The organism is Alcanivorax sp. (assembly GCF_002726155.1).
Taxonomy (GTDB): Bacteria; Pseudomonadota; Gammaproteobacteria; order Pseudomonadales; family Alcanivoracaceae; genus Alcanivorax.
This window is the reverse complement of the sequence record NZ_PBSH01000007.1, coordinates 49,639-70,917: the sequence shown is the minus strand read 5'-3', so window position 1 is coordinate 70,917 and position 21,279 is coordinate 49,639. Positions and strand designations below refer to the sequence as shown.

The following is a 21,279-nucleotide window of genomic DNA, read 5'->3' as shown; positions in this document are numbered from 1 at the left end:
GTCAAGCCCGGGTCCCCTTCGTCTAGTGGCCCAGGACACCGCCCTTTCACGGCGGTAACAGGGGTTCGACTCCCCTAGGGGACGCCACTAATTCGCTAGTAGTTAGCTGGCAAGCAGTTAAGCGGGAATAGCTCAGTTGGTAGAGCACGACCTTGCCAAGGTCGGGGTCGCGAGTTCGAATCTCGTTTCCCGCTCCAAACAAGAAAGGGACCCAATCGGGTCCCTTTTTTTTGTGCCGCTCTGCGGCTGCATCGCGCTTCATGCAACATGCATACACGCGACCCACACTAATCCCCCTTCCCATGGTTTGCTTTCGCTTCGGTGCTCCGTACACTAAGGCCTGACCCTAAGTGAAGAGATTATGGCGCGCCTACACCCGCGATTGCTGGAAGCCCTCAACCTGTTGCCGCAGGATAAACCCGTTCATCTGCTGACGCGGCATTCTGTGCGTGAACTGGCCAAGAACGGTTTTGCGGATTATCGCCTGCCCCTGACGCCGGAAGGCATCGATATGGCCCGGGAGTGGGGGAGCCAGCTGGCGCGCCCAGTGGATGCGTTTTTCTCCAGCCCGGTGGGTCGCTGCGTGAATACAGCCAAGGCCATGGCCGAAGGCGCCCGCAAGGCCGGCCTGCTGGAAACGATTCCCGAAATCACCACTGACACCACCCTGGTAGAGCCCGGTTGTTACGTGGAAGACCTGAACCAGGTCGGCCCCACGTTTCTGAAAATGGGCGCGTTCAAATTCCTGAATCAGCACCTGCAGCAACCTTTCGAGGGCATGCTGTCGCCGGCGGAAGGCCGCGCAAAACTCGCGCGTTACCTGAGTGAGCGTGAACCGGCACCGGGTCACCTGAATGTGCATGTGACACACGACACCATTCTTGCCGTACTGGTGGCCGAACTCCATGGCCACCGCCGTATTACCGAGGATGACTGGCCCTGGATGATGGAAGGGCTGTGGCTTTGGTTCAGTGGCGGTCAGCTTCACTGGGTATGGCGTGGCGATCACGGCCACCGTGCTTTGGGCGATTAGTTGGGCGTTTCTGTGCCCTGATAGCCGTTTTTCTCCGTTTACCGACTTCAGACGAGGTGTGCCTTGTCCGCGCTGACAATTCGCAATTTAACCAAAACCTATGCCAATGGCGTGCAAGCGCTCAAAGGTATTGATCTGGAGGTAAAGAAGGGTGACTTTTTTGCCTTGCTCGGCCCCAACGGCGCTGGCAAATCCACCACCATTGGTGTGATTAGCTCGCTGGTCAACAAAACCGGCGGGGACGTCAGTATCTTCGGTTACTCCCTGGATACACAGCGGTCGCTGGCCAAGAAGCAGATCGGTGTGGTGCCCCAAGAGTTCAATTTCAACCAGTTCGAGAAAGTGTTCGATATTGTGGTGACCCAAGCCGGGTTCTACGGTATTCCTGCGCCGCTGGCCCGGGAACGGGCGGAAAAATACCTGCGTCAGCTGGGGCTGTGGGACAAACGTGACAAGCAGTCGCGGACACTTTCTGGTGGTATGAAGCGCCGATTGATGATCGCCCGAGCCCTGGTCCATGAGCCGGAGCTGCTTATTCTGGACGAGCCAACCGCCGGGGTGGACATCGAGCTGCGCCGCTCCATGTGGGATTTCCTCACCAGCCTGAACGAGCAGGGTAAAACCATCATTCTGACCACGCACTATCTGGAAGAAGCGGAGTCGCTGTGTCGGCATATCGCCATTATTGACCACGGCATCATCGCGGAAAATACCGATATGAAATCCCTGCTGGAACAGTTGCAGGTGGAGACCTTTGTTCTGGACCTGGCCCGGCCGGTGACCGAGGCTCCGCAGCTGGAAGGTTTTGAGGTGTGGCTGCGCGATGCCAAGACCCTGGAAGTGGCGGTGCCGAAAAGCGAAAGCCTCAACACCCTGTTTGTGGAACTGGCCCGACTCAATTTTGAGGTCATGAGCATGCGTAACAAGGCAAACCGGCTGGAGGAATTGTTTGTGCGGTTGGTCGAGCAGAATCTGCCAGGAGAGCAAGCATCATGAGTGCACGCGAGCAATGGGTCGCGTTCCTGACCCTGGTGACCAAGGAAATTCGCCGTTTCACCCGTATCTGGCCGCAGACACTGCTGCCACCGGCAATCACCATGACGTTGTATTTCGTGATTTTCGGCAATCTCATTGGCAGCCGTATCGGAGAGATGGGCGGGTTCGATTACATGCAGTACATCGTGCCCGGGCTGATCATGATGAGTGTCATCCAGAACAGTTACGGCAACGTGGTGAGCTCGTTCTTTTCCACCAAATTCCAGCACTCCATTGAGGAAATGCTGGTCTCGCCGATGCCGTCCCATGTGATTCTCAATGGCTATGTGGTGGGCGGTATGGTGCGTGGCATGCTGGTGGGGCTGATTGTCAGCCTGCTCAGCCTGTTCTTTACGCACCTGTCCATGCAGCATGTCTTTATCACCATCACGGTGGTGGTGCTCACCGCAGCGTTGTTTGCATTGGGCGGTTTCATTAATGCCACCTTCGCCACCAAATTTGATGATATCGCCATCGTGCCCACGTTTATTCTGACGCCGCTGACGTATCTGGGCGGGGTGTTTTATTCCATTGATCTACTGCCGGAGTTCTGGCGCACCGTGAGCCTGGCCAACCCCATCGTGTATATGGTGAACGCCTTCCGCTACGGGGTGCTGGGCGTGAGTGACGTGAATGTTTATGCCTCGCTGGGCGTCATTCTGGCGTTTGTGATCGCTTTCTATTTATTCGCGCTGTGGCTGCTGCATCGTGGTACCGGTATTCGGCACTAACGAATCCGGCTAAATACGGCTATGATTAAAGTCCCATGGACGGGTGTGCCAAGAGGTTAAAATGAGCTATCTGAAGGAAACGCCGCTGGGTCGCTCCAGCGAGTATGTTGACGAATACATGCCTTCGCTGTTGTGTCCGGTGCCGCGCTGGGATGCCCGCGAATCCCTGGAACTGGAAGACACCACGCTGCCTTTCCACGGGACCGATATCTGGAATGCGTATGAATTGTCCTGGCTCAATGACAAGGGCAAGCCCCTGGTGGCCATGTGCGAGCTGCGTGTTCCCTGCACCACCCCCAATATTGTTGAGTCCAAATCGCTCAAGCTGTATCTGAACTCGTTTGCCAATACCCGCTTTGAAAGCCGCGATGCAGTGCGTGCAGCCATCGAGAAAGATGTGGCTCACACCGTGGGTGGCGATATCGAGGTGCTGTTGTATTCGTTGCAAGAGTCTGCCGGTTTCCCTGTCTGGGAAGACCGTGGTGACTGTGTGGACAATATCGACTTGTCCTTCGAGCATTATGAATATCGTCCGGACCTGCTGCTTTGCGATCAGGGTTCCGAGCAAACCGGGCAGCTCTATTCCCACCTGCTGCGTAGCCACTGCCCGGTTACTGATCAGCCGGACTGGGCTACCGTGGTGATCCGCTATACCGGCCGTGCCATCAGCCCGGCCAGTTTCTTGCGTTATGTGGTGTCGCTGCGTAATCACCAGGGCTTTCACGAACAGATTATCGAACAGATCTTCGTGGACCTGATGGCCCAGTGTTCGCCTCGTCACCTGACTGTGTACGGCCGGTTTACTCGCCGGGGCGGCATTGATATCAACCCGTTCCGCTCCAACAGTGAACAACCCCTCCCCAACCGTCGCACCATTCGTCAGTAGCAAGAGTGGTGGCGGGTTTTATTTTTCAACAAGGAGCCTTTGAATGAGCGAAGAAAATAACAGTAATGGTCTGGCGAAGCAGGAAGAGCGGAGCCTGGGTCTGGCATGCCACCTGCTGGCCTTTGTCGGTATGGTATTTCCGTTCGGCAATATTCTGGGGCCACTGGTGATCTGGCTGGTTAAAAAAGACGATAGTGCCTTTGTGGATGATCAGGGCAAGGAAGCGTTGAATTTCAATATCACTATTTCCATCGCAGGTTTTGTCGCCTTCCTGCTCACCTTCGTGGTTATTGGCGCCATCCTGCTGCCGATTATTGGTATCTTCTGGCTGGTGATGACCATCGTGGCTGCCGTAAAGGCCAATGGCGGAGAGTACTATCGTTATCCGTTGACGATTCGGTTGATCAAGTAAGAGCAGCAGCGAGCCTCTAGCTATGAGCTACGAGTATAAAAAACGCGCCGAATGGCGCGTTTTTTATTTCGGTGATTGAGCTGGCAATGTTCTATCTTTTCCTCGCGACTAGAAGCTAGTAGCTCGTAGCTGTCTTTAAGGTCCCAGCGGCCAGCCAAACCCGATCCAAACACCCAGCAATACAGACCATCCCAGCAGCAGTGTCAGGCTGTAGGGCAGCATCAGGGCAATCAAGGTGCCGATGCCTGTTTCCGGTTGATAGCGCCGGGCGAAGCCCAGGACCAGCACAAAGTAGGGCATCAACGGGGTGATGATATTAGTGCTGGAATCGCCAACCCGGTAGGCCGCCTGGCTGGCCTCGGGGGAAATGCCCAGTAGCATCAGCATGGGAATGAAAACCGGGGCGAGGATGGACCACTTGGCCGAGGCGCTACCGATCATCAGATTGATCAGCGCGGTGAGCACCACAAACAGTAATAGCAGCACCACTTTAGGCGCCGACAGGGCGCCAAGCCAGGCGGCGCCTTTCACCGCCAGCAGCAGGCCCAGTTGGCTGTAGTTAAACCAGGCGACGAATTGCGCCGCAAAGAACATCAGCACCAGATACCCGGCCATGGACGCCATGGTGGTTTCCATGGCGGTGATAATGTCGCCACTGCTGCGAAATTGCCCACTGACCCGGCCGTAGACCGCCCCGCAGATCCCCGCAATCAATGCCACGATGACCACCAGACCATGAATGAATGGCGAGCCCAGCATGCTGCCGGTCTCGGGGTGGCGCAGTGGCGCGTTACCTGGCAATACCAGTAACGCCAGCCCGGCGAGCAGCACCACCAGGGTCAAACCCGTCCATCGCATGGCGCGGGGATGAATATGTGGCACCTCCGGGGAGGAGGCCGTCGCAGCGCCGGAATGCGCCAGTCGGGGTTCGGTCAGCGTCCTTGTGACCAGTGTCACCAGCCCGGTGACAAGAAAGGTGGACGCGATGATAAACCAGTAATTGCCGGTGGCATCCACGGTACGTTCCGGGGCAATAATATGCGCCGCTTCCGTGGACAATCCGGCCAGGGTAGCGTCCACCGGCCCCACCAGCAGGTTGGCGCTGAAGCCGCCGGAGACGGCGGCAAAGGCGGTGGCGATACCTGCGATAGGGGAGCGCCCAGCCAGCTGGAATACCAACCCGGCGAGGGGAATGAGTACCACATAACCGGCGTCCACGGTCAGGCTGGAGAGCACGCCGGCAAACGCAACAGTGAACACCAGCGCGCTGCCGGAGGCGCGTCGTACCAGGCTGGCCAGGCTCACCGATAGCAGCCCGGATTGTTCTGCCACACCCAGCCCCAGCATGGCGACCAGCACCACGCCCAGTGGCGCAAAACTGGTGAAGTTGCCCACCAGCGTGGTGAAAAGATAGCGCAGGCCGTCACCGTCGAGCAGCGAGCGAGCGTTAATGGTGTCGTCGGTGAGAGGATGAACCTCGGTGATATCCAGTGCGCCCAGTATTGCGGTGAGGGGAAGCAGCAGCAGGCAGAGCCAGACAAATAACAGGGTAGGGTGGGGGAGCCGGTTGCCCAACTGCTCCAACCGAGCTAGCCAGCCGTGGGTATGAGTCATGGATATTCCCCGCAAAATGAACGTCTACTTTAGCGAGTTGAGTGAATCGCGGGCAAGTGATGGTGGAGCGCTATACGCTTGAGGCCTGAGGCCTGACACTAATGCCTGGGAGCTGCCACCCTGTGGCCGCAGGGTTGGGGGGGGAGCGTGTTGCGTGCTGCGTGAACCGTATTGCGGCCGCGAAGCGGCATAAAAAAAGCCCCGCGTTTGCGGGGCTTTTATATTTGGCGGTGAGGGAGGGATTCGAACCCTCGATACCTTGCGGTATACACACTTTCCAGGCGTGCTCCTTCGGCCACTCGGACACCTCACCAGATTGTCGTCAAAAGCGCACTGGGCAACTCTTGAGGGCGCGTAGAGTACCGGAGGGCGCGGCGGGAGGCAAGCGTCCCGCCGCCGGTTGCTCAGGGTTTGAGCAGTGACAGCAGCGAGCAGGTTTGATCCACGGCCAGCCAGCTGACCAGGGCCACCTGAACCAGGAAGAAGCCGAAGCGAATTTGTACCAGCCAGTGATTGACGCCAACCAGATGAATCGTGCTCTGGGCCACACGGGCAGCAACGATCCAGGGCAGAAGGGTGTCACTCAGTGCAGTGTTGCCGAGCCACAATGCGGTGGCCACGACAACGATGAGAACGCCGAGCAATTCCAGCGTGTTCTGGTAAGCGCGATGCAGCCGGTTGAGCGGGCAAGCCGGGTTGTAGTGGTAAGGCGGAAAGCCGTCCGCTTTGCTCTTGCCGCTCAACACGGCCAGGGAGCGGGCGGCGATCAGCAGGATAAGCAGAAACAGTGCCCAGCCCGCATACGCAAGCAAATAAAGGTGGGTGGTAATAATGGTGATGTCAGCAGTCATGGCAATCCGATCCTCGCAAGATAAAGACCCTGATATTCGCAGACCCGTGCACCATTGGCACTGGCACCCTGCGCCAAAATCGACAGTGTGGCTTTCCCGCGGCGTTTCAGCCGTTGCTCGAAGCGGTGGATATCGTCGGCGCTGGCCGAGGCAGTGATATGCATGGCGCTGTCCAGCGGCAGCAGGTACTTCAGGCCGGTTTCAACGGCAACCACATCCGCTGTTGCACCCGCTTGTCGGGCCAGCAAGGTAGTCAGGCTCCAGCCTGCAAGGGTTAGCAGGGCTGACTGGCTGCCGGCAAAGAAGGTGCCTTTGTCGTTGCGGTTGGGGGCCAGTGGGGCGGTAAGGGTCAGCGAGTGACCATCGAAGGTCTCCAGCTGAAAATCCAGATGCCGGGTAAGCGGAATGGCATCGCGAACCTGTTCTGCCAACGCGGCCAGATCCATCATGGCAGTTCGCGGATGAAATCAGCGGGGCTGTCGCTGGGAAGGGATTTCAGGCTGCCCACGGGTTTGCCCAGGTACAGGTAGGCGACGACCTGATCCTTGGCCGCGAAGCCGAGCTTTTCCTTGGCCAGGGTGGAATTGGCCATGGCACCGGTGCGCCACATGGCGCCAATACCCTGTTCGTAGGCGGCGAGCATCATGTTCTGCACCGAAGCGCCCACCGCCAGCACCTGTTCCCAGACCGGAATCTTGTGGCCCTCGGTCACTTCGGCCACGGCCACGATAATGGTAGGGGCGCGCAGGGCCTTGCTGCGGGCGATCTCCTGGGCGCGGGCGTCGGCGTCGGGTTGTTCTTCTAGCAGATGGGCGACCATGATGTCGCCCAGGCGCTCGCGCTGGCGGCCCTGTAAAACGATAAAGCGCCAGGGGCGCAGCAGGCCATGATCCGGGGCACGGATAGCCGCGCGCAGCAGCATGTCCAGTTGCTCATCGCTGGGGCCGGGGGCTTCCAGGCGCGGGGCGGATACACGGGTGGTCAGGGCGGTGAGGGTGTCCATTCAGGGCTCCTATTACAACGGCGCCATGGTAGCTCGAATTGCAGATGAGTCCCAGTTGCAGGATGTGCTGGTTTCCGGTGGCAAGGAATAGTAGACCTTTAGTCATCCCAGTCTTTTTTCTTAGAAGGGAAACCGCTAAGCTTCGCAGAAATCGCGTGAAACCGTTCACATGACCTCCATGACGAAAAAGAAAGCTCGCCGCCCCCAGCTGGGCCCCATGGAGCGGGCGCGCCGTCAGGCAAACTACATCCGGCTATTGGCTTTTCTGGTGGCCGCCATGATTCTGATGGCGGGCCTGAAGCTAAACCTGTTCCCCGAGCTGTACATGCTGGGGGTGGCGGGGCTGCTCATCTATCCCATGTCCGCCCAGGGGCTGCTGTTCCTGTTCGACAAGCAGGACCGACCCACCAAAACCGTTCACCAGTTGTTAATGCAGGCGGACGCCATGGTGATTGGCCTGGTCTGTGCCTTGCTCCATTTTGCGCTGGTGCCGGCCATGGTGTTGTTGATTATTGTGCATGCCAATTCTGTCAGCAGTGGCGGCCTCAAGCCCTGGTTGCTGAATGTGTTGATGACCGGGGTTGGTGCTTTGCTGATGGGCTGGATGCTGGGCTTTCAGGTGCTGTCGCCGGAACAGACGCCGGTGTTGCTGTCGGTTATTTCCATGCTTGGCCTGGGTATTTATGTGGGCGCCTCATCCGCGTTTGCCCACCTGCAGGCCCGTTACCTGAAACAGGCCCAGGAATTGGTACGTCGCCAGCAGAAGCAGGCGGTGGATATGTCGCGCAAGCTGGCCAAGTATCTGCCGCCCCAGGTATGGGGGTCCATCTTTTCCGGTAAACGCGACGCTAAACTGGAAACCCGGCGCAAACGGCTGACGGTATTCTTTTCCGACATCAAGGGATTCAGTGCCATCTCCGAAGAGCTGCCGTTGACCACACTCACCAAAATGCTGAACACCTACCTGAGCGAGATGACGCGCATTGCCCTGCGTCACGGTGGCACCATCGATAAATTCATTGGTGACGCGGTCATGATCTTTTTTGGTGACCCGAAAAGCGAAGGCGCCCAGGAAGATGCGTACCGGTGTGTGCTGATGGCCATCGAGATGCAGGAACAAATGAAGCTGCTACGCCAGCGCTGGCAGCGTGAAGGCATCGACCACAAGCTGGAAATCCGTATTGGTATTAACACCGGCTACGCCACGGTGGGCAACTTCGGCACTGATTCGCGCATGGATTACACCATTCTGGGCACGGATGTGAACTTGGCCAGTCGCCTGGAATCCGCCTGTCGGCCAGGCGGCGTGCTGATCTCAGAGGCGACCCAGGCGCTGGTGAATAACCGGATTCAGTGCCGCAGCATGGGCGACATTCAGGTGAAGGGCTTTAATCGGCCGATACCGGTGTTCGAGGCGTTAGGCGCCAAACGGGATGCGGGGGCAAAGAACCGTTACGTGTCGGCGCAAACCGATGGCTTTGGTATCCACATCGATCTGGAGCGTATCCGTAATTTCGACAAGAACACGATTTTACGCACCCTGGCCCGTTCCGCCACGGACCTGAAACAGGACAAAACGGTGGCCGTGGACTACGAAGCGGAAGGCTTCAGTCTGCACGTGCAGAGCGACATCATGAGAACGCGCGACCGTGAGAAAGTCATCGAGATGATGGGGCGCGCGGCGAAAAAAGTGCAGACCGAGGTGAGAGTCTGAGCTACAAGCTACAAGCTCAGACAGGGGAGCCGGAAAAGCTCCCCCGGTTTTCCTTTTCAACTTTTCACTTTGAACTTTCGACTGATGTATCGCGGACAGTCCCGCAGGTCGGCTTAGGCGTAGCCGTAAGCCGACATTCAGCCCTCGATACATTAATTCAACGGGAACGCCGTCCAGTTATCTGCCCACGTTTGCGCGCTGCCCGGGCGCATGGCACCGAGATAATCCGCTGCTTCATCCCAGAACTCTCCCTGCGGAATCGCCGTGGCGCCATTGCGCGCAGGCGAGCGTGAGGTGGGGGCAAAATCCGGGTGGGACGTGCTGGTGGCATCGCGAGTCAGCAGCGGGTCGGTGCCAAACTGCGCACCCACGGTACGGCTCTGGAAGTAACGACGCTCGTCAAAACCGTTGTCGTCATCATTGTCCATGCTTTCTGCGTCGAAGAACGTCAGGCCCCGGTTGCCGACCTTATGAACCATCATGCTGTTGAACGTGAGCTCGCCTTCCTGAATCCGGCGCACGGTCTCGCCGCCTTTCAGGTCGATGGTTTCCCCGGAGAAGCCGTCAATAATCATGTTGTTGAAATGCCCGCCGGAGCCCACTTTGAGGGTCATCGCACGGTGGTATTTTTCATGGCTGCGCGGGCTGATCAGGGTCACGTTATACATAACCGGCGCGGAAATGGGCGTGGCATCCGGATTAGCCTTGAGGTTATCGCCTTCAAAGGCATTGTCACCCACATTGGCATGCTGCTGCGCCACCAGAAACTGTACCCGGCCACGCCAGCCCATATCCCAGTCCAGTGAATCATCCGCAGCACCGGTAATAATGATGTGCTTGAGATCCACGGTGCCACCAAACACTTCGATACCATCGTCCAGCGCGCGATGGACCTGCACATTGCGAACAATGGTGCTGCTGCCACAGCCGCCCAGGGTCAGGCCATTGAGTTCATTGTTGGCGTAAACCTCGAAGCCGGCGAACTCCACGCGAGTGTATTCCATCACGCCGCAGGAACTGTCCGCATCGCTGCCGCCAAAGGCTCCCCGGGTATCGCCGTCGGGAATGCCTTCAATATGCGCATTGGCCACGTTCACCGGCGCGCTGCCTAGCATGACCACACCGCCCCAGTCACCGGCAGTGCGGGTGCCTTCGGGCTGGGTGCTGGTGAATACGATGGGGGCGTTTTCCTGGCCACGGGAAAACAGGGTGGCGTCCCGGGTAATCACCAGGGCGGAACCGGGTTTGCCTTCAATGCGTGTGCCCGGTTCGATGGTCAGACTGCCGCCTGCTTCCACATAGACAATGCCATCCAGTACCCAGGTCGTGCCGGCGTGCCAGGTGTTTTGCCCGAACAGGGAGCCTTTTATGGTTTGCTGTCCGGCGATCATTTGCCGTACCGGGTTATAGGCGAAGTACCCCGTTATGCACAGCACCACGAGGGCAAGGGCCAACCAGGCATACATGCCTGACGGTTTGCTGGTGGTGGTGTGTCGGCTGCCCAGGGTTTCCGCGATATCCGGGTTAGTCAGTGTGGTCGGCAGGTTGGCGGAAGGGCGCTTGTGGAGCAATACGCCGTCCCGGTTGGCTTCCTGCAGCTTCAGCCCCAGCGCCCGGATTTTTCGGTTGTCACTTTGAATAGCGCGAGTAATGATTTCCGCTCGGTAGACCGGGTCGTTCAGCAGCGTGTTGAAATGAACAAATCGCAGATTGCTGTCATTTTCCTGATCAAAATTCTGTTTAAGCTGCCACAACAACTCGACCAATTGTGCACGCGGTGATGAAACTGCATCGACCATACATCCCCCCAAACGGATATCACGCAATCACCAGAAGGGGGGCAGTGTGTAAAAAAAATATGACAGTAGGGTGAAACAAGCGACGAGTTGCGAGCTACAACATGATAGATAGTAAAGGCTGGAAGCGTGCTCCAGCTTTCGGGTTTTCTACGAAGCCGCTGTAGGAGTCCCCTGGAAGGGAGCTCCTACCCATTGTTCGCAGACGGGGCGGTTGCCGTGTGGCGTCCCGTCCCCGGGGCCTCAGCCAGCGATGCTGCTTTGTTACTTGCCGAGAATGGCGTCAGCCGCTTTTTCGGCAATCATCACGGTCGGGGCATTGGTGTTACCGCCAATCAGTGTTGGCATGATGGAAGCATCTACTACGCGCAGGCCTTCCAGGCCGTGTACGCGCAGTTCCGCGTCTACCACCGCCATATCATCACTGCCCATTTTGCAGGTGCCCACGGGGTGGTAGATGTTGTCGCACTTCTGGCGCAGGAACTCGCGAATTTCTTCATCGCTTTGTGCGTCCTTGCCCGGGAAGATTTCATCGCCACGCCAATCGTCGAGCGCCTGTTGCGCCAGGATTTTGCGAACGGCCTTTACGCCGCGCACCATCCCTTCCATGTCATCCGGGTGTTCCAGAAAGCGCGGGTCGATCAATGCCGGCGATCGCGGGTTGGCATCACGCAAGGTGATGCTGCCGCGGCTTTTTGGCCGCAGGATGCAGACGTGGGCGGAGTAGCCGTAGCCCATGCTGAACAAGGTATTGAGGCCGTGATTGTCCAGCTTGGCCGCGGTCAGGTGCAGCTGCAGGTCCGGGATCGTTTCTTCCGGGCGGGATTTAATAAAGCCGCCAGCTTCCGCCACATTGGAGGTGAGCTGGCCGTTACGGCGGTAGAAGAAATTAAAGATGCCTTTCAGGCCGGTGGTGAGCAGTGCGCCGGGCGCCAGGCTCAAGGTGTCCTTGCGCAGGCTTTTATGTACAACCAGTGCGTCTGGGTGGTCCTGCAGGTTTTCGCCGACACCGGGTAGCTCATGAACCAGCGGGATGTTGTGCTCGGCCAGCTCGGCAGCCGGGCCCACCCCGGACAACTTCAGTACTTGTGGCGAATTGATGGCGCCGCCGGACAGGATGACTTCATTGTCCGCTTTCAAGGTGCGAATCTGCCCGTTGTGTTCCACTTCCACACCAATGGCTCGCTTGCCTTCGAACAGGACGCGATTGACCAGCGCATTTGTCATGATGGTCAGGTTGGGGCGGTCCATTACCGGGTGCAAGTAGGCTTTGGATACCCCGCAGCGCTCACCATCCTTCTGGTTGACCTTGTACATGCCCACGCCTTCCTGGACATCATTATTGAAGTCGTCGGTGGCGGGGTGGCCGGCTTCCACGCCGGCTTTGATAAAGGCGTTGCTTACCGGATGTGTGTAGCGCAGGTCGGCGATGTTTAGCTTGCCGCCGGTACCGTGGTAAGTGCTTTCACCGGCTTCATAATGCTCGGAGCGTTTGAAAACAGGCAGGACATCATCGAAGCCCCAGCCTTTATTGCCCAGTTCCGCCCACTGGTCATAGTCCCATTTGTGACCTCGCGTGTAGCACATGGCATTAACGGCGGAGGAGCCACCCAGGGTTTTTCCGCGGGGAATATAGAGTTGGCGGTTATTGAGGGCCTTCTGCGGTACGGTGTAATAGCGCCAGTTTCGCGCGTTGGAGCGCATCATCAAAATGATGCCCGCAGGTATCCGAATGAAAAGGCTGTTATCGGCGGGGCCGGCTTCGAGCAGGCACACGCGATTATTCGGATTTTCGGAAAGACGGTTGGCGAGTACGCAGCCGGCAGAACCGGCGCCGACTATGATGTAATCAAACTGCATGGTGTCTGCCTTCGGCTAATGGCACAGTAAAAGGAGCCTCTGGAAAACTCCTTGCGTGCTCAGCGTGGCCTGAAGCGTGCAGATGTGCGCTTCAGGTCACGCCCTTCGGGTCTTCCAGGCTGGCCCGCACTCGTTGTTGCACTCTTTCGACAGGCAACCAGCATGCCTTCAAAAGTGCGCCTAGATTGCGAACCAGCCTGAAAGACTGAGCATGTAAGGAGTTTTTCAGAGGCTCCTCGGCGTATTTTAGGAGGTCGGCCCATGAAAACGAGGTTTGTTTGTGACCGGCAAGTCCAATGTATACCACGCTGGGTGGCGCTGTCTTTGGCCCTAATGCCTGTTCTGGCGGTTTCGGATGTGCCGCAGGGTTGGCGGGAAGTGGAATTCGCGGGGCATACGGAGTACCGGCAAGTGAATGGTTGCTGGCAAGCTCTTGCGCAGGGGACAGCGTCGGGCTTGGTGCAGGAGCAACAGGTGGATCTCAATCAGACGCCCTGGCTCACGTGGCAATGGCAGGCACAGACAGTACCGTCCTGGCCTGACACGTTGGAGCAAAGCAAGGCGGGGGATGACTTTCAGGCTCGCGTGTACGTGGTGAAAAAGGGCTGGTTGCCCTGGCAGACGCGCGCCATCAACTACGTCTGGTCCCGTGACGCTGAGCCTGGTGTCCATTGGCCCAACCCGTTTGCCAGCCAGGCAGAGATGGTCGTGGTGCAGGGGCCGGGTGGTGCCGGCCCCTGGCACCGTTTCTCTCGCAATGTGAAGGCGGATTTTAAGCGTTTCCATGACATGGAGGTGGAGAGCGTGGACGCGGTAGCCATCATGACGGATGGCGATAATACCGGCACCCGGGTGATGAGCTGTTACCGGTTGCCGGTGTTCCGTGCTGCTGAGTCGGATGAATGAAAATGAATAAACGGATGCGCGAGGGATAAAGAGAGATAAAGAAAGTTGCGGTCATCACCGCGAGCTGTTTATTATTTATTCAATCCGGTGTCTGTGATTAGCCTGTCGTGGCAGGTTAATCAGAGATAACCGGGTAAAGGCGCTGCCATCGTGTTCATGCTTAGCCACAGGCCATTCACTTCCCTCCGCCGGTACACGCTGGACGGTACCTCTGCCTCTCCCTGTCCCTGTCCCTTTCCGCCGACCCTGGTGTCGCAGAATCGTCACTACTTTACGTTTATATCTGACACAGCCATGCCTGATCACATTGCTGAGGTTGCCCATGAGTGAACGGATTCTGCGTCTGGATAAAGCCGGTACACCGGTCGAGTGGCTCGACTGGCAAATGGCCGCCACCCTCTATGCGCGTGGGTTGGTGACCTGGACGCTGGGGGATGTGATCTACCGGCTGCACGGCGGTACCAGCCGCCTTACCGGCACTCGCTCCAGCCTGTCGCTGCATTCGATCATTGCCTGCGATGGCGTGACCCATAACCACAGACGCCCGGCACCGCCGTTGACCAACCGGGCCTTGTTCCGTCGCGACCAGCATCTGTGCCTGTATTGTGGCAAACCGTTTCCAGAAAACGTGCTCACCCGTGATCATATCGTGCCCACTTCGCGGGGGGGCAGGGATCGCTGGCTGAATGTGGTATCAGCTTGTCGGCGTTGTAACCAGCGCAAGGGCAGTCATCGGCTTGACGAAATCGACATGGAATTACTGGCATTGCCCTATGTGCCGAATATGGCGGAATACCTGGCACTGATTAACAGCCACCGTATCCGCGGTGATCAAATGGAGTTTCTGCGCAGTCAGTTTGGTAAAGAAAGCCGGTTGTTATAAAACAGAATGTAAAAAATGCAGGGGCCCCTGCGTTTTTATTTATCCCGCCACTGTTCCAGTTACCATATTTCACTTTGCCTTGATGGCAATTCCGTTACACTGAAATAGTGTTCGTATTTTGTGCTCAGGGGATAATCCATTCGCTACGTTATTTTCTCGTTTTGCTGCTTGATTGCTGTTGCCGCCAGCGCGGCAGAGAGCGGGGCTGATTCCAAAACGGCGGCTTTTTATTACGGCCCGGATATCCCATGGCCTTCATTGGCCGCGTATGACTTTCCTGTGGTGGAGCCGGACCAGGCGGACAGTGTGCCGCAGGCGTATCAGGACGATAACTTCTATGCCTATGTGAGCCTGGGGGAGGTGCTGGCCCAACGGCATTACTTTGCCGGGCTGGACAAAGCCTGGTTGCTGGGCGAGAACCCGGATTGGGGCTCGTTCATTCTGGATCAATCTTCTCCGGCGCTACGCCGTTACTTTATCGATGCCGTGATCGAACCGCTCTGGGCCCAAGGCTACCGTGGCTTTTTCCTCGATACCCTGGACAGTTACCAGCTGGTTGCCAAAGACGAGGCCGAGCGTGAACGTCAGCGACAGGGGCTGGCGACGCTGATTAATGCCATCGCCGAGCGCCATCCCCAGGCGGGTTTCATTTTTAACCGTGGTTTCGAACTGATGCCGCTGGTGCAGGCCCGGGTGGATGCGGTGGCGGCCGAGTCCCTCTACCAGCGGTGGTTGCCGGACAAGGACCAGTTTACTGCTGTACCGGAGGAAGACAGGGCCTGGCTGCTGGGCCAGTTTGAGCAGGTCCGCGAGCGTTATGGCGTCAGCACTATCGCCATTGATTATGCGCCACCTGCGTCCCGTGATCAGGCGCGCAAGATCGCCAGCGACATTGCCCAACACAACGTCATCCCCTGGGTCACCAACCCGGCGCTGGATATGATGGGTGTGGGGGAGTTGGAAATTCTGCCCCGCGAGGTGCTGCTGGTGTACGGCGGCAGCGAGGAGCGCACCTGGGAATTGACCGATGCGGTGCGTTACGGGCTGATGCCCCTGCAGTTTCAGGGGCTGGTGCCGGATATTCGGGCCGTGGATGCGCCCATGCCGGCGGGCACGCTGGCCGGCCGTTATGCGGGTATTGTTATCTGGCTGGAAGATTCGGAAGTCGCCAGTGATGGCTTTGAAGATTGGCTGGCGCAACAGAAAGAGGCTGGTGTGCCTATCCTTATGTTGGGTTATCCTGCCATTGACCCACAGGGTCCCCATGCCCGGGATTTCGGTTTTGAGTCGCGTAACACGCCAGCAAGCCCGCCACAGATTATCTCTCAGCACCCGGATATGGGCTTTGAAATCCCGTTGCCGAAACTGCTGGAGCTGTCTGCGCCGGTGGATAACGACAACGCCACCCCCTGGCTAAAATTACGCAGCGAGAACCAGACGTTTACCCCCGCAGCGACAACCCCCTGGGGCGGTTATGCCTTCCAGCCCTTTCTGATTCGTTCTATTTTGCCTGGCGTGCAGGGCGACGGCATGGATCGCTGGGTGTTGAACCCGCTCAGCTTTACCCGCGAAGCGCTGCAATTGCCCGAGATGCCTATTCCGGACGTGACCACCGAAAACGGGCGGCGACTGTTGTTTGCGCACATGGACGGCGATGGTTTCCCCAGCCTGGCAGAAGTGGAAGGGTACCGCGGGCAGGCGGATGCCTTGGTGCTGCTGGATGAAATTCTCGAGAAATTTGATATTCCCACCACCATTTCCGTGATTGAAGGGGAAGTGTCCAGCGAAGGGTTGTACCCGAAAATGGCCCCCGAACTGCAGCGTATTGCCCGCGCCATGTTTGCCCTGCCCCATGTGGAAGCGGCAACGCATACCTACTCGCATCCCTTCTTCTGGTACGACGCCCAGGCAAACCCCGGGGAGCTGTACGGGCCGGAAGGGCAGCTGCGGCTACCGCTGCCGGACTACCGCATGGACCCGGTGCGTGAAGTCGTCGGGTCGGCAAATTATATCGAGCGCGAGCTGTTACCGCCGGGAAAGAAAACCCGCATGGTGCTGTGGAGCGGTGACACTATTCCCACACCGGAAGCGCTGAAAGCGGCCCGTGAAGGTGGGCTGTTGAACATGAACGGCAGCGATACGACCATCACCAACAGCCAGCCCACCTGGACGCTGGTGAAGGGCATTGGTATCCCGAAAGGGGATGAATACCAGGTCTACGCGCCCAACCAGAATGAAAACATCTACACCAATAACTGGACCGGGCCGTTCTATGGGTTTGAGCGGGTTATTGAAACTTTCAAACTGACCGAAACGCCCTATCGTTTTAAACCGGTGGATATTTACTACCACACCTATATCGCCAGCAAGAATGCATCACTGGAGTCCCTGCGACGGGTGTATCAATGGGCCAGTGAGCAGCCGTATTTTCCGCTGTTTGCGTCGGACTACAGTCGCAAGGTGCTGGATTTCAACGATATGGTGATTGGCCGCCGTGGTGACGAATGGTGGATTCAGGGCAACGGCCAGCTACGTACGTTACGGCTGCCGGACGGGCTGGCGTTTCCGGCGTTGGCACAAAGCAGCGGTGTGGCCGGCTACCGTGAAGACAAGCCCAGGCGCTATGTGCATTTGAGCGGCGCTAATGCCTACTGGCGAGGCCAGGCATCCAGCGACAAGGACAGCCGGGTGCCGTATTTGCAGCAGGCGAATGGCCGCCTGACGGCCTTTTCCCGCGACGGGCGAAACCTGCGTTTCTCCCTGGAGGCCCTGACGTCGCTGGCGTTTTCACTGGGCAATGCCGGGGGCTGCACATTGTCTCATCAGGGAAAAACACTGAAACCGGCCGGCAGGGAAGGCCGGCTCTACCACTACAGGAGTGCGGCGCGTGAGCTCAACGAGCTACGGCTACAATGTCCGCACTGAGCGGCTGCGGGTTGTTGGTCTACCGGAATTATTTGCCTTTCTGATTCTTATCGCGGTGGTGTGCTGGATGGTGTTCCCGCGGGATTTGTCCTCGTCCCTGCGTAGTGCGCGTCTGGATGCGGTGACGTTCAGCTATATGCAAGCCTGGCTGAAAGCCAAGCCGGATGACCACGAATTGCGCCTGTTGATGGCCCGGGAATTGATTCTGCAAGGTAACTTCGTGGCGGCGGATGAGCAGCTGCAAGTCGTGACCGTGGACAGTAATGGGCGCTACGACACCCAGATCGCCTGGCTGGAATTGCGCCGGGATTTTACCCGTTTAATGGCCATAGACGCCGACAACCGTCGTGGCACCATGCTTGAGCATGAAACCCTGACCCGTTTGCGCGCGATTGACTGGGCGGCCCTGAACAGTGAAAAACGCATTCGTTTCGCCGAGATGGCCTTGGCCATGGGCAGCGTGGACCTGGCAGTGCAGGCCTATCGCCGGTTGGCTGATAGTGCGGCCAATCCCAGCCAGTGGTACGTAAAGGCGGCGAAAGTACTGCTTGCCCACGGGCGCTATTCCGAGTCTGCGGATGCGTATATTGCCGCCATGGATTCGCGCGGTAATTACACGGTGCGTAAACGTTACTTTCTCGCCGCACTCAACGCATTGCAGGCGGGCAGTCTGCATGGCAAGGCACTGCGTTTGGCTCAGGCGCGCGAGCGTGTGTTCTATAACGACAAGGCCGTGTTGTACCGTTTGATGACCCTGGCCCAGGCCGGCGGCAACATGCCCCTGGCCGAGCACTATGCGGTGTTGTTATTGAATCTGCCGTCCGTGGAGGGCCGCCGATGACCCGCCGCCCGCTGATACGACGATGGCTCCACGCGGCCATTTTTCCCTTGGCGCTGTCTACGGTACCGCTTGTCCATGCGGACACGCCGGCGCCCTATGTGGAGCGCTACTACGACCGCAGCTACCAGGTATTTGTGGGGTCGGGGAACCTGGTTCGAGCCCGGCAGGTGGCTGAAAACGCCCTTTACTGGCGCCCGGATGATGAGCGCTGGTGGCGTCGGCTGGCGGAGATATCCCGTTGGCAGGGGGACCCGGAAACCTCGCTGAAAGCCTGGCGGCAGGTGGCTTTGCGCACTAATGATCCTGAGGCCTGGAAGCAGGTGCTGGTGCTGGCGCCGCTGACCTACAGCAACCGCCTCGCGCTGCGGGCCAACAAGGCGCTGTTGAGCGCCTCTCCCTACGATGCCGACATCATCGCCACCATCAGTCAGCAGTATGAACTGCTGGGCCAACCGGATGAGGGCCTGCGTTTCTTCGCAGACTGGCGCCGACGTTATCCCAGCAAGGCTGCATTGCGCGAAATGCAGCGCCTCGCCTTGAATCAGGGTGAGGATGTGCTGGCTGCGCGCTACTCCCGCGAATACATGGACCGCTTTGGCCCGGAAGAGGCCATGGCTGCCCAGGCGGCAGACCTGTTCTGGCTGGATGGTCAGCGCGAAAAAGCCCTGCAGGACCTGGACCGTGACGCCAGTGATTTAGCCTATTCGCCGGCACTGTCCCGGCGTATTGCGGTGATGGCCGGAGAGTTGGGTGAGTGGGATCTGGCGCTGGATCGTTACCAGCAATTGGTGGACCACGACGACGACCAGATTACCGATTTGTACCATTACATCACGCTGGCCCGTTATTACCGCCCGGATCGTGTGGCGTCACTGATGGATCGGGCCTGGCAGAAGAACCGTAATCCGCAATTTGCCCTGGGGGCGCTCTATCAACTGAACGATCGCCGTGATGATGAGGCCATTGATGCTTTCCTTGCAGGGTTGAGTGAAGAGCAGTGGCAAACCCTGATACAGACTCCGGAATTTCTGCGCTTCTATGCCAATCTGCAATTGCGTCGCGGGGACCCGCAAGCCGCGCAGCGCTGGTTGCAGAAAGCACTGGCCCTGAATCCGGCTGACCGGGAAACCCGGGTCAGCTGGATGTGGCTGCTGATTGCGACCGGCCAGGACCGGGAGCTTCGCCAGGCCCTGGTTACCTGGGAAGGCGCGGCCCGAAGTGATCGGCGCTACTGGGAAGTGTTGTCGGCATCACACATGGCATTGGGGAATGCGGAGCAAGCGCTGCGCTATGAAACTGAATTGCTGAAAACCGCACCCCGGAACTGGGAGCGGCAGTGGTATTACGCTCAGACGTTGATTGCCACCGGTCGAAACGGGCAGGCCTGGCCGGTGCTGCGGCACCTGAAGGAACAATTGCCATTGACGGTGGAGCCGCAAAAGCAGGCCATTTACCGGGATATGCAATTGACGTTGAGTCTGTTGTTTGACGATGGCGATACTTCGCTGAAGCTGGCCCGGGCGCAAACGCAAGGCATGGATCGTGATCCGGTGGCGCGGGCCGAGTGGCTGGCGCAATGGGCGATCGGGCAGTCAGAGCCCTTGCTGGCCCAGAGTTGGTATTTGCGTAAACAGCAGGCGGAAGGGGCGCTCAAAGCCGGCTCGGCACTGGCTTTTGCACTGGTGCAGGATGATCTGGACGCGGTGGCGCAGATCCGTGAGCAGTATCAGGGCCAGCTTACGCTGTCCGAGCAACTGGAAGCCCAGGTGCGCCTGGATGAACCACGCCGGGCTGCCAACACTTTCATGGCGATACAGGCCGGGTCACCGGAATTGGCCGGGAGCAATAACCTGCAGGAAAGCCTGCTGTTGCCCGCGGCTCGCTCGTCACAGTTTCATATTGAACAGCGCCGTTTGGGGGCGCTGGATATTCAGGATCTGCAGTTTGTGCAGTACCAGCCACTGAGTGACTTTACCCAGCTGTCTGTGGAAGCCCGCCAGCGCAATTTCAGCAGCAATGACGATGAACTGCTGCAAATCAGTGATGATGAGCAGCGGCTGTCGATGGCGCTGGCTTACCAGCGTGAGCGGTTCCGCAGCCGCCTGGAGCTGGGCCAGCGCAACCTGTTGGGCAACAGCGAAACCATGGCGGATCTGGAGCTGGGCGCCAACTGGACCCGGTACTGGTCCGGTAGCCTGAATTACCAATGGCGCATGCCCGCAGATGAGTCGTCCCAGCTGATTCTCGGTGCGTCGCGCACGGGTAGCCAGTGGTTGCTGAACTGGTCGCCATCCTCTACCTGGCAAAGCAGCGTGGATTGGGCCAACTATGACTATCAGGATCTCAATGATAGTGATCTGGGCAGTGGCAGCATCATTAATGCCCAGAGTACCTGGCGCCCCTGGTTGTCACGTTTCTCTCCCGGGGTGCGGGTGAGGCATACCCAGGCGGACTTTACTGCCGGTGAAGACAGCATGGCCGAAGTGCGTGCCTTGCTGCCGCCGGGTGCCCAGACGTTACCGCTGCCGCAGGACTATCACGAGTCGGAAGTGGTGCTTCTGCTGGGTCAGCCGGATGTGCATATTCGTCCGCACCGTTTGCAGGGCTGGGCAGAAATAGGTTACAGCCATAACAGTCTTTCGGGAGCGGGTTTTACCGGCCGCTTCGGTGTGGAAGGGCCGCTGATCGGCCGGGATGAATGGAAGCTGTACGCAGAACAACAGCTCAATAGTGGGGGTAGTGGTGAAGACAGCTACCGCTTTGGGCTGCAATATAGAGTTTATTACTAG

17 protein-coding genes and 3 tRNA genes are annotated in these 21,279 nt (G+C 58.3%); 13 read left to right on the top strand and 7 right to left on the bottom strand.

The features are described 5' to 3' along the window. Positions 1–11: 11 nt before the first annotated feature. The 7 genes from CL546_RS02565 (at position 12) to CL546_RS02535 (ending at position 4,097) form a co-directional block, all read left to right on the top strand. Positions 12–87 (top strand) — tRNA-Glu (locus CL546_RS02565). Positions 88–121: 34 nt separating this feature from the next. Then, positions 122–197: transfer RNA gene (locus CL546_RS02560), tRNA-Gly, on the top strand. A gap of 164 nt (positions 198–361) precedes the next feature. Then, positions 362–1,033 (top strand): histidine phosphatase family protein, encoded by a 672-nt coding sequence (locus CL546_RS02555; protein ID WP_290492872.1) that lies wholly within the window; start codon positions 362–364, stop codon positions 1,031–1,033. 63 nt (positions 1,034–1,096) lie between these two features. Then, entirely contained in the window at positions 1,097–2,029 is a 933-nt protein-coding gene (locus tag CL546_RS02550) for an ABC transporter ATP-binding protein (RefSeq protein ID WP_290492871.1), read from the top strand. Further along, positions 2,026–2,799 carry an ABC transporter permease gene (locus tag CL546_RS02545; protein WP_155134204.1) on the top strand — a complete coding sequence of 258 codons (774 nt, stop codon included), beginning with the start codon at positions 2,026–2,028 and terminating at the stop codon, positions 2,797–2,799. Before CL546_RS02550 ends, CL546_RS02545 begins: the two co-directional genes overlap by 4 nt. A gap of 61 nt (positions 2,800–2,860) precedes the next feature. Further along, on the top strand, positions 2,861–3,685 hold the full coding sequence (queF, locus tag CL546_RS02540; RefSeq protein WP_290492870.1) for an NADPH-dependent 7-cyano-7-deazaguanine reductase QueF: 825 nt from the start codon (positions 2,861–2,863) through the stop codon (positions 3,683–3,685). 43 nt (positions 3,686–3,728) lie between these two features. Beyond that, entirely contained in the window at positions 3,729–4,097 is a 369-nt protein-coding gene (locus tag CL546_RS02535; RefSeq protein WP_290492869.1) for a DUF4870 domain-containing protein, read from the top strand. Positions 4,098–4,232: 135 nt separating this feature from the next. Here the strand turns inward: CL546_RS02535 and CL546_RS02530 are convergent, their stop codons facing one another. The 5 genes from CL546_RS02530 to CL546_RS02510 all read right to left on the bottom strand — a co-directional run bounded on the left by CL546_RS02530 (position 4,233) and on the right by CL546_RS02510 (position 7,565). Then, the gene (locus CL546_RS02530) at positions 4,233–5,711 is read right to left on the bottom strand and encodes an AbgT family transporter (RefSeq protein ID WP_290492868.1); all 1,479 of its coding nucleotides are present in this window, start codon (positions 5,709–5,711) and stop codon (positions 4,233–4,235) included. Positions 5,712–5,936: 225 nt separating this feature from the next. Beyond that, positions 5,937–6,024 (bottom strand) — tRNA-Ser (locus CL546_RS02525). 91 nt (positions 6,025–6,115) lie between these two features. Beyond that, a complete protein-coding gene (locus CL546_RS02520; RefSeq protein WP_290492867.1) occupies positions 6,116–6,562 on the bottom strand; it encodes an MAPEG family protein in 447 nt (148 codons plus the stop codon). Continuing rightward, on the bottom strand, positions 6,559–7,011 hold the full coding sequence (locus tag CL546_RS02515; protein ID WP_290492866.1) for a YiiD C-terminal domain-containing protein: 453 nt from the start codon (positions 7,009–7,011) through the stop codon (positions 6,559–6,561). The genes CL546_RS02520 and CL546_RS02515 overlap by 4 nt, the downstream gene beginning before the upstream one ends. Next, positions 7,008–7,565, bottom strand: coding sequence for a nitroreductase family protein (locus CL546_RS02510; RefSeq protein ID WP_290492865.1), 558 nt, complete (start codon positions 7,563–7,565; stop codon positions 7,008–7,010). Before CL546_RS02510 ends, CL546_RS02515 begins: the two co-directional genes overlap by 4 nt. A 169-nt stretch (positions 7,566–7,734) precedes the next feature. Between CL546_RS02510 and CL546_RS02505 the strand changes: the two genes are divergently transcribed. Further along, the gene (locus CL546_RS02505) at positions 7,735–9,279 is read left to right on the top strand and encodes an adenylate/guanylate cyclase domain-containing protein (protein WP_463671027.1); all 1,545 of its coding nucleotides are present in this window, start codon (positions 7,735–7,737) and stop codon (positions 9,277–9,279) included. Between the two features lie 152 nt (positions 9,280–9,431). Here CL546_RS02505 and CL546_RS02500 read toward each other — a convergent pair whose 3' ends face one another. Both CL546_RS02500 and CL546_RS02495 read right to left on the bottom strand, forming a co-directional pair. Beyond that, positions 9,432–11,078: a hypothetical protein gene (locus CL546_RS02500; RefSeq protein ID WP_290492863.1), complete on the bottom strand. Its 1,647-nt coding sequence runs from the start codon at positions 11,076–11,078 to the stop codon at positions 9,432–9,434. A 261-nt stretch (positions 11,079–11,339) separates the two neighbouring features. Continuing rightward, positions 11,340–12,935 (bottom strand): GMC family oxidoreductase, encoded by a 1,596-nt coding sequence (locus CL546_RS02495; protein ID WP_290492862.1) that lies wholly within the window; start codon positions 12,933–12,935, stop codon positions 11,340–11,342. A gap of 261 nt (positions 12,936–13,196) precedes the next feature. On the opposite strand from CL546_RS02495, the gene CL546_RS02490 reads away from it, so the two are divergent. From CL546_RS02490 to CL546_RS02470, 5 genes are all read left to right on the top strand, one after another. Continuing rightward, positions 13,197–13,841 carry a DUF3047 domain-containing protein gene (locus CL546_RS02490; protein ID WP_290492861.1) on the top strand — a complete coding sequence of 215 codons (645 nt, stop codon included), beginning with the start codon at positions 13,197–13,199 and terminating at the stop codon, positions 13,839–13,841. 322 nt (positions 13,842–14,163) lie between these two features. Beyond that, positions 14,164–14,724 (top strand): HNH endonuclease, encoded by a 561-nt coding sequence (locus tag CL546_RS02485; RefSeq protein ID WP_290492860.1) that lies wholly within the window; start codon positions 14,164–14,166, stop codon positions 14,722–14,724. Between the two features lie 168 nt (positions 14,725–14,892). After that, the gene (locus CL546_RS02480; RefSeq protein ID WP_290492858.1) at positions 14,893–17,649 is read left to right on the top strand and encodes a bifunctional glycoside hydrolase 114/ polysaccharide deacetylase family protein; all 2,757 of its coding nucleotides are present in this window, start codon (positions 14,893–14,895) and stop codon (positions 17,647–17,649) included. Then, positions 17,612–18,490, top strand: a complete 879-nt coding sequence (locus CL546_RS02475; protein WP_290492856.1) for a hypothetical protein — start codon at positions 17,612–17,614, stop codon at positions 18,488–18,490. Before CL546_RS02480 ends, CL546_RS02475 begins: the two co-directional genes overlap by 38 nt. Continuing rightward, positions 18,487–21,279: a tetratricopeptide repeat protein gene (locus CL546_RS02470; RefSeq protein WP_290492854.1), complete on the top strand. Its 2,793-nt coding sequence runs from the start codon at positions 18,487–18,489 to the stop codon at positions 21,277–21,279. Before CL546_RS02475 ends, CL546_RS02470 begins: the two co-directional genes overlap by 4 nt.

Excerpts from the sequence above, each read along its gene's own strand:
- CL546_RS02555 (WP_290492872.1), top strand. The coding sequence starts at position 362 with ATGGCGCGCCTACACCCGCGATTGCTGGAAGCCCTCAACCTGTTGCCG.
- CL546_RS02545 (WP_155134204.1), top strand. The coding sequence starts at position 2,026 with ATGAGTGCACGCGAGCAATGGGTCGCGTTCCTGACCCTGGTGACCAAG.
- queF (WP_290492870.1), top strand. The coding sequence starts at position 2,861 with ATGAGCTATCTGAAGGAAACGCCGCTGGGTCGCTCCAGCGAGTATGTT.
- CL546_RS02535 (WP_290492869.1), top strand. The coding sequence starts at position 3,729 with ATGAGCGAAGAAAATAACAGTAATGGTCTGGCGAAGCAGGAAGAGCGG.
- CL546_RS02530 (WP_290492868.1), bottom strand. The coding sequence starts at position 5,711 with ATGACTCATACCCACGGCTGGCTAGCTCGGTTGGAGCAGTTGGGCAAC.
- CL546_RS02520 (WP_290492867.1), bottom strand. The coding sequence starts at position 6,562 with ATGACTGCTGACATCACCATTATTACCACCCACCTTTATTTGCTTGCG.
- CL546_RS02515 (WP_290492866.1), bottom strand. The coding sequence starts at position 7,011 with ATGATGGATCTGGCCGCGTTGGCAGAACAGGTTCGCGATGCCATTCCG.
- CL546_RS02510 (WP_290492865.1), bottom strand. The coding sequence starts at position 7,565 with ATGGACACCCTCACCGCCCTGACCACCCGTGTATCCGCCCCGCGCCTG.
- CL546_RS02505 (WP_463671027.1), top strand. The coding sequence starts at position 7,735 with ATGACCTCCATGACGAAAAAGAAAGCTCGCCGCCCCCAGCTGGGCCCC.
- CL546_RS02500 (WP_290492863.1), bottom strand. The coding sequence starts at position 11,078 with ATGGTCGATGCAGTTTCATCACCGCGTGCACAATTGGTCGAGTTGTTG.
- CL546_RS02495 (WP_290492862.1), bottom strand. The coding sequence starts at position 12,935 with ATGCAGTTTGATTACATCATAGTCGGCGCCGGTTCTGCCGGCTGCGTA.
- CL546_RS02490 (WP_290492861.1), top strand. The coding sequence starts at position 13,197 with ATGAAAACGAGGTTTGTTTGTGACCGGCAAGTCCAATGTATACCACGC.
- CL546_RS02485 (WP_290492860.1), top strand. The coding sequence starts at position 14,164 with ATGAGTGAACGGATTCTGCGTCTGGATAAAGCCGGTACACCGGTCGAG.
- CL546_RS02470 (WP_290492854.1), top strand. The coding sequence starts at position 18,487 with ATGACCCGCCGCCCGCTGATACGACGATGGCTCCACGCGGCCATTTTT.